General features: G+C 44.1%; 7 protein-coding genes. All 7 read left to right on the forward strand.

Features of this window, described 5'->3' with window-relative positions:
* Positions 1–169 precede the first annotated feature (169 nt).
* Complete coding sequence (gene pyrH / locus QZZ41_RS00035) at positions 170–880, forward strand: UMP kinase (RefSeq protein WP_295066484.1); 711 nt, start codon at positions 170–172, stop codon at positions 878–880.
* Positions 881–901: 21 nt separating this feature from the next.
* A complete protein-coding gene (gene frr / locus QZZ41_RS00040) occupies positions 902–1,456 on the forward strand; it encodes a ribosome recycling factor (protein WP_072300162.1) in 555 nt (184 codons plus the stop codon).
* 10 nt (positions 1,457–1,466) lie between these two features.
* Positions 1,467–2,207, forward strand: coding sequence for a polyprenyl diphosphate synthase (gene uppS / locus QZZ41_RS00045; RefSeq protein WP_295066487.1), 741 nt, complete (start codon positions 1,467–1,469; stop codon positions 2,205–2,207).
* Positions 2,207–3,085 carry a phosphatidate cytidylyltransferase gene (locus QZZ41_RS00050; RefSeq protein WP_295066489.1) on the forward strand — a complete coding sequence of 293 codons (879 nt, stop codon included), beginning with the start codon at positions 2,207–2,209 and terminating at the stop codon, positions 3,083–3,085. The genes uppS and QZZ41_RS00050 overlap by 1 nt, the downstream gene beginning before the upstream one ends.
* Positions 3,086–3,189: 104 nt before the next feature.
* Positions 3,190–4,353, forward strand: coding sequence for a 1-deoxy-D-xylulose-5-phosphate reductoisomerase (locus tag QZZ41_RS00055; RefSeq protein WP_295066491.1), 1,164 nt, complete (start codon positions 3,190–3,192; stop codon positions 4,351–4,353).
* 16 nt (positions 4,354–4,369) lie between these two features.
* Complete coding sequence (locus QZZ41_RS00060) at positions 4,370–5,440, forward strand: RIP metalloprotease (RefSeq protein WP_295066494.1); 1,071 nt, start codon at positions 4,370–4,372, stop codon at positions 5,438–5,440.
* Positions 5,433–6,206, forward strand: a 774-nt coding sequence (locus QZZ41_RS00065) for a ribonuclease Z (RefSeq protein ID WP_295066496.1), incomplete at its 3' end; no start/stop codon positions are given. The genes QZZ41_RS00060 and QZZ41_RS00065, both read left to right, overlap by 8 nt.

Below are 6,206 nucleotides of genomic sequence, written 5' to 3' on the forward strand. Positions count from 1 at the left end.
TTTTGTGCAGAATGACAGTATTCTTTGTGAGGAAATTTCTGTTCTCGGTTTTTCGGCATGAAGCGAAAATATCCGAGAAATTTTTTCGTCTTTTTCGGAAAATATACTTTACATATCATTGAAATTAGTGTAAAATAAACTATAGATATATTTTTTGTGAGGTGCTTATATGGAACCAAAGTATAAAAGAATCTTATTAAAAGTCAGCGGCGAAGCTCTTGCAGGCGACAATAAGACCGGACTCAACTATGATGTGGTAACAGAGATCTGCAAAAGCATCAAGAAGTGTGCTGACGCAGGCGCTCAGGTAGCTGTAGTTGTCGGCGGCGGTAACTTCTGGAGAGGACGTTCCAGCGGAGCTATGGACCGTACCCGTGCAGACCATATCGGAATGCTCGCTACAACAATGAACGCACTTGCACTTGCAGATGTACTTGAATCACTTGGCTGTGTAGTAAGAGTACAGACAGCTCTTCAGATGGCTGCTATTGCAGAGCCCTATATCCGCAACAGAGCTGTAAGACATCTTGACAAGGGCAGGATAGTTATCTTCGGCTGCGGCACAGGAAACCCATTCTTCTCAACAGATACAGCCGCTGCTCTCCGTTCAGTTGAAATAGACGCAGATATACTCCTTAAAGCTACTCTCGTTGACGGAGTATACGACAAGGATCCGCATAAATTTGACGACGCCAAGAAGTACGATACTCTTACCTTCTCACAGGTCATCGGCGAAGACCTCGGCGTAATGGACAGCACTGCTGCCGCTATGTGCCGTGACAACCACATGAAGATGCTGGTATTCGATCTCAGCCGTCCCGACAATATCTATGACGCCGTAATGGGCGCTAATATCGGAACAGTAGTATCCGAGGACTGATAAACGAAAGGAATCACTATCATGAAAGAACAGCTTAACATCGCTAAGGAAAAAATGAACAAGAGCCTCAATGCCCTCGGAAACGAGTTTGCTTCTATCCGTGCAGGAAGAGCTAATCCCGGTGTTCTCGACAAGGTAATGGTAGATTACTACGGAGCTCCCACACCTGTTAACCAGATGGCAGCAGTATCCGTATCAGAGGCAAGAATTCTCGTTATCCAGCCATGGGATAAGTCCACACTTAAGCTTATCGAAAAGGCAATACAGGCTTCAGATATCGGTATCCAGCCTGTAAACGACGGCAACGTTATCCGTCTTGCTTTCCCTCAGCTCACTGAGGATCGCCGTAAGGAGCTCTGTAAGAGCATCAAGAAGTACGGTGAAGAGTGTAAGGTAACTGTACGTTCTATCAGACGTGATACAATGGAAAAGTACAAGACTATGAAGAAGAATTCCGAGATCACAGAGGACGATCTTAAGGACTGCGAGAAGAAGGTACAGGATCTTACAGACAAGATGTGTGCTGATGTAGATAAAATGGTCGCTGATAAAGAGAAAGAGATCATGACAGTATAATTGGTGAAATATGGCATTATTCGGAAAAAAAGAAAAATCTGAGCTTACGCTGCCCGAGAAGCTTCCCGAGCACGTAGGCTTTATCATGGACGGAAACGGCAGATGGGCTAAGAAGCGCGGTCTGCCCCGTTCCTTCGGTCATCGTGAGGGTGCAAAGCAGTTCAAGAAGATAGTCCGCTACTGCAAGGACATCGGCTTGAAGAATATCAGCTTCTATGCCTTTTCAACTGAAAACTGGCAGCGTCCTTCCGATGAAGTAAATACGATCATGGAGCTTTTCCGTGATTATATCGTTGATGTAAGAAACTTCCTCAGCGAGAATACACGTATGGTCTTTCTCGGTGATAAGTCTGCCTTTGATGAGGACTTGCAGGAGAAGATGATACGTCTTGAAGAAGATACTGCCAAGTATGACGAGATGACTCTTATGATGGCAGTAAACTACGGCGGACGTGATGAGATAGCCCATGCTGCAAGGATACTTGCACAGAAGGCTGTAAACGGCGAGATCCGTCCTGAGGACATCAACGAACAGGCTGTAGCAGACCAGCTCTACACAGCAGGTATTCCCGACGTTGATCTGCTCATACGTCCCAGCGGTGAGCTTAGACTTTCAAATTACCTTATCTGGCAGTGTGCTTATGCTGAGTACTACTTTACAGATGTGCTCTGGCCTGATTTCACACCTGCCGAACTTGACAAGGCACTTATAGAGTATGCAAACAGAAACCGCCGCTTCGGAGGTGTGTAATGCTTACACGTATTATTTCAGGTGCTGTAGGCGTAGTTCTTATCGGTATAGTGCTTTTCTTTCACGATACTGTAGTTCTGCCCATAGCAGTTGCAGCAATAATCGCAGTAATGCTCTTTGAGCTGCTTCGGGCTGTGAAGCTCCATAAGTGTATCCCTATTCTCATAGCGGCAGAGGCTTGCGGTATATCTGTACCGATACTCTATGGCATATTGACAAAGATCAATGTTTATGGAGTAGAGTATCCCGGACGTTTTGAGTTCCTTTCGTGGCGTTATGAGGATAAATATAAAATATATGTATTTGGTATAATGCTTCTCTGTGCTTTCGTCATCTTCATAACATGGCTGAAAAAGCATAAGGAGATACGCTACGAGCAGGTATTTTTCGTACTTGCTGTAATGATACTTGTTCCGCAGGCTATGACTACAATGGTACGCATGGAACGCTATGATCCAAAAAGCGGACTTTTCCTGCTCGTTATGGGACTTTGCGGCGCATGGATTGCCGATACGGGAGCTTACTTCACAGGCGTTGCTATCGGTAAGCACAAGCTCTGCCCTGAGATAAGTCCGAAAAAGACTATCGAGGGACTCATGGGCGGTATCCTTACAACTGCAATTGCTTATACTGTAGCATTTTCATGCTATTACGGCTTTACTGCAAAAAGAGCTGCAATTGCATTTATTACAGGTGCAGTCTGCGCTGTTATAGGTACTGTGGGTGACCTTTCTGCGTCAATGGTAAAGCGTCAGATAGGCTTTAAGGATTACGGCAAGATAATGCCGGGACACGGCGGACTTATGGATCGCTTTGACAGCGTTCTTTTTGTGCTGCCCACATTCTATGTATTCATCACCTTATTCGGTGTACAGTGATATTGCTGAAACGGACTATTCATGGATAGTCCATTTCGCATTTTATAGTGAATTTTATCATAAAATCTTACGGGAAGATATTTCCGTGAAAAGGGGAAAAGACAATGGAAAAAACTGTGTCGATACTTGGCTCAACAGGTTCCATAGGTACGCAGTCTCTTGAGGTCTGCGAAAAGCATGACATAAAGGTGGCAGCTCTTGCTGCTCACAGCAGCATTGAGGCTCTTGAGCAGCAGATAAGGAAATTCCGCCCTAAGCATGCCTGCATATACAACGAAACAAAATACAGCGAACTCAAAAGTCGTATTTCCGATATGGACGTTAAGCTCTATTCGGGAATGGAGGGACTCTGTACTCTTGCCTCTCTCAAAGAAGCGGATATCGTGCTCAACTCTGTTGTGGGGATGGTGGGACTTCTGCCTACTCTTACAGCAATAGATGCAGGAAAAGACCTTGCCCTTGCCAATAAGGAGACTCTTGTTGCAGGCGGTGAGCTGGTAATGAAAGCAGCAGCGGACAGAGGAGTAAGGATATATCCCGTAGACAGTGAACATTCGGCTATATTCCAGTGCTTGCAGGGAAATAAGCGTTCACAGCTGAGCAAGATAATACTTACAGCTTCGGGCGGACCATTCTTCGGAAGAAGCTACGATGAACTGAAAAAAGTCACAAAGGCACAGGCACTTCATCACCCTAACTGGGAGATGGGCAATAAAATAACCATTGACTCTGCTACACTTATGAACAAGGGACTTGAATTCATTGAAGCAAAATGGCTTTTTGATCTTACTCCCGAGCAGATAGAGATTGTTGTTCATCGTCAGAGCGTGGTACATTCCGCAGTGGAGTATAATGATTATTCCGTCATTGCACAACTCGGTGTGCCTGATATGAAGATACCGATACAGTATGCGCTGCTTTATCCTGACAGAATGTCATGCCCCACAGGAAGGCTCTCACTTACGGATTACGGTAAGCTGACCTTTGAAAAGCCTGATTATGAAACATTCAAGTGCCTTTCAGCAGCAATAGAAGCTATAAAACGTGGCGGAGCTTATCCGTGTCTTGTTAATTCCGCAAATGAAGAGGCTGTAAGAGCATTACTAAATGATGAGATACAGTTCATAGAGATAGGCGAGATAGTATCGTCAGTGCTTGATAAATTTACAATATCAGATATAAAAAGCTATGAAGATGTTATGGCAGCAGATAAGGCTGCAAGAGCATTTGTAAGAGAGCAGATAAAGGCTAAAAAGGCTCTCGACTGAGAAAGGATCGTACTACATGGGTATTGTTATTGCAATTATTATTTTCGGTTTGATAGTTACTGTGCATGAGTTCGGACATTTCATATGCGCCAAGCTCAGCGGTATAAAGGTACTGGAGTTTTCAGTAGGTATGGGACCAAAGCTGCTCCAGAAGCAGAAGGGCGAGACAAAGTATTCACTCAGACTTCTTCCGCTTGGAGGTTACTGTGCTATGGAAGGTGAGGACGCTACCAACAGTGATCCGAGAAGTTTCCGCAATGCCAAGCTCTGGAAAAGAATGGTCGTACTTGTTGCAGGTGCGGGAATGAACTTCGTTCTCGGGTTTATAGCTATAGTAATATATATAAGCATGATGGACGGAGTTCCTACGACTACAGTAAGTAATTTCTCAAGGACCGAAGATGACGGGGTAATCACTTACTATTCTGAAAGTTATGAAACAGGTCGTGAAAAGGGTGACAAAATAATATCTGTGGACGGTACGAGAGTGTACAGTATCATTGATTTCAATTATGTTTTCAATGTTATGAAAGAGCATGAAGGTCATGAGGTTATCGTCAAGCGTAACGGTGAAAAGCTGAAATTAGATGACGTATCTTTCCGTATCAAGGACGGAAGTGATAAATTTGTTGATTTTGGGGTCGTATACAAGAATAAGAATCCTCTTACTGTTTTGAAAGGCTCCGGCGAAAACTTTATGTCTATGACGCATATCATAGGTCTTTCACTGAAACAGCTGTTTTCGGGACAAGTGGAGAAAGAAGAGGTATCAGGTCCTGTAGGCGTTGTTACAGTTATAAATGAGGCAGCGAAGGATTCTGAAAACGTTAAGGAAGGCATATTTAATATTTTGTATATGATGGCACTTATCTCCATAAACGTAGGTATTTTCAATCTTCTTCCTATCCCGGGACTTGACGGTGGACGACTTCTCTTCTGCTTTATCGAGCTTGTACGCCGCAAGCCTATCAAGCCCGAACATGAGGGATATGTTCATCTCGCAGGAATGGTGCTCCTTTTCGGTATAATGATCTTTGCAACATACAATGATATCGTCAAACTTATCACAGGAGGCAAAAATGGCTGACGTATGTCTGCTCGGTACAGGCGGTATGCTTCCGCTGAAAGACAGGTTCCTTACAAGTCTTTATGCAGAGTTTAACGGAAAAGCTGTTCTTATAGACTGCGGTGAGGGCACACAGGTAGCTGCTGCGAAGCATGGACTGAAATTGAGTAAAATAGAGCTTATACTCTTCACTCATTGCCATGCGGATCATGTTATGGGACTTACAGGACTGCTTTTATCTGTTGGCAATTGTTCACGTACAGAGCCCCTTGATATTGCTGCACCCAAAAGCTGTATACCTGTACTTGAAAAGCTTGTAAGCATATGCGGTGGACTTCCTTATGAAGTGCGTCTGCATAGTATTCCAGAGGACAGAACATATGAATTTATTGCTGATACAATTGATCCTATGCTGACAATAATGACTCTGCCACTTTCTCACAGAGTCAGCTGTATCGGCTACAGTCTTATCCTTGAAAAAAAGCCTGTTTTTCTTCCTGAAAAGGCAAAGGAACTTGATATCCCCGTGGAGATGTGGAAAAGACTTCACAGTGGTGAAACAGTTACCCTCAGTGACGGAAGAAGTATCTCGCCCGAGTCCGTAACGGGCGTTAAAAGGCAGCCTTTAAAAATAACCTATACAACGGATACTCTCCCAATTGATGAAATTGTTGGATTTGCGGAAAGCTCGGACATTTTTGTCTGCGAGGGAATGTACGGACTTCACGATAAAAAGGAGTCTATGAACGAAAAGCACCATATGCTCATGCAGGACGCCTGCAATATT

The organism is Ruminococcus sp., from assembly GCF_016283395.1.

Bases quoted from the DNA above. Each gene is read 5' to 3' on its own strand.
- uppS (WP_295066487.1), top strand. From the start codon at position 1,467: ATGGCATTATTCGGAAAAAAAGAAAAATCTGAGCTTACGCTGCCCGAG.
- QZZ41_RS00050 (WP_295066489.1), top strand. From the start codon at position 2,207: ATGCTTACACGTATTATTTCAGGTGCTGTAGGCGTAGTTCTTATCGGT.
- pyrH (WP_295066484.1), top strand. From the start codon at position 170: ATGGAACCAAAGTATAAAAGAATCTTATTAAAAGTCAGCGGCGAAGCT.
- frr (WP_072300162.1), top strand. From the start codon at position 902: ATGAAAGAACAGCTTAACATCGCTAAGGAAAAAATGAACAAGAGCCTC.
- QZZ41_RS00055 (WP_295066491.1), top strand. From the start codon at position 3,190: ATGGAAAAAACTGTGTCGATACTTGGCTCAACAGGTTCCATAGGTACG.
- QZZ41_RS00060 (WP_295066494.1), top strand. From the start codon at position 4,370: ATGGGTATTGTTATTGCAATTATTATTTTCGGTTTGATAGTTACTGTG.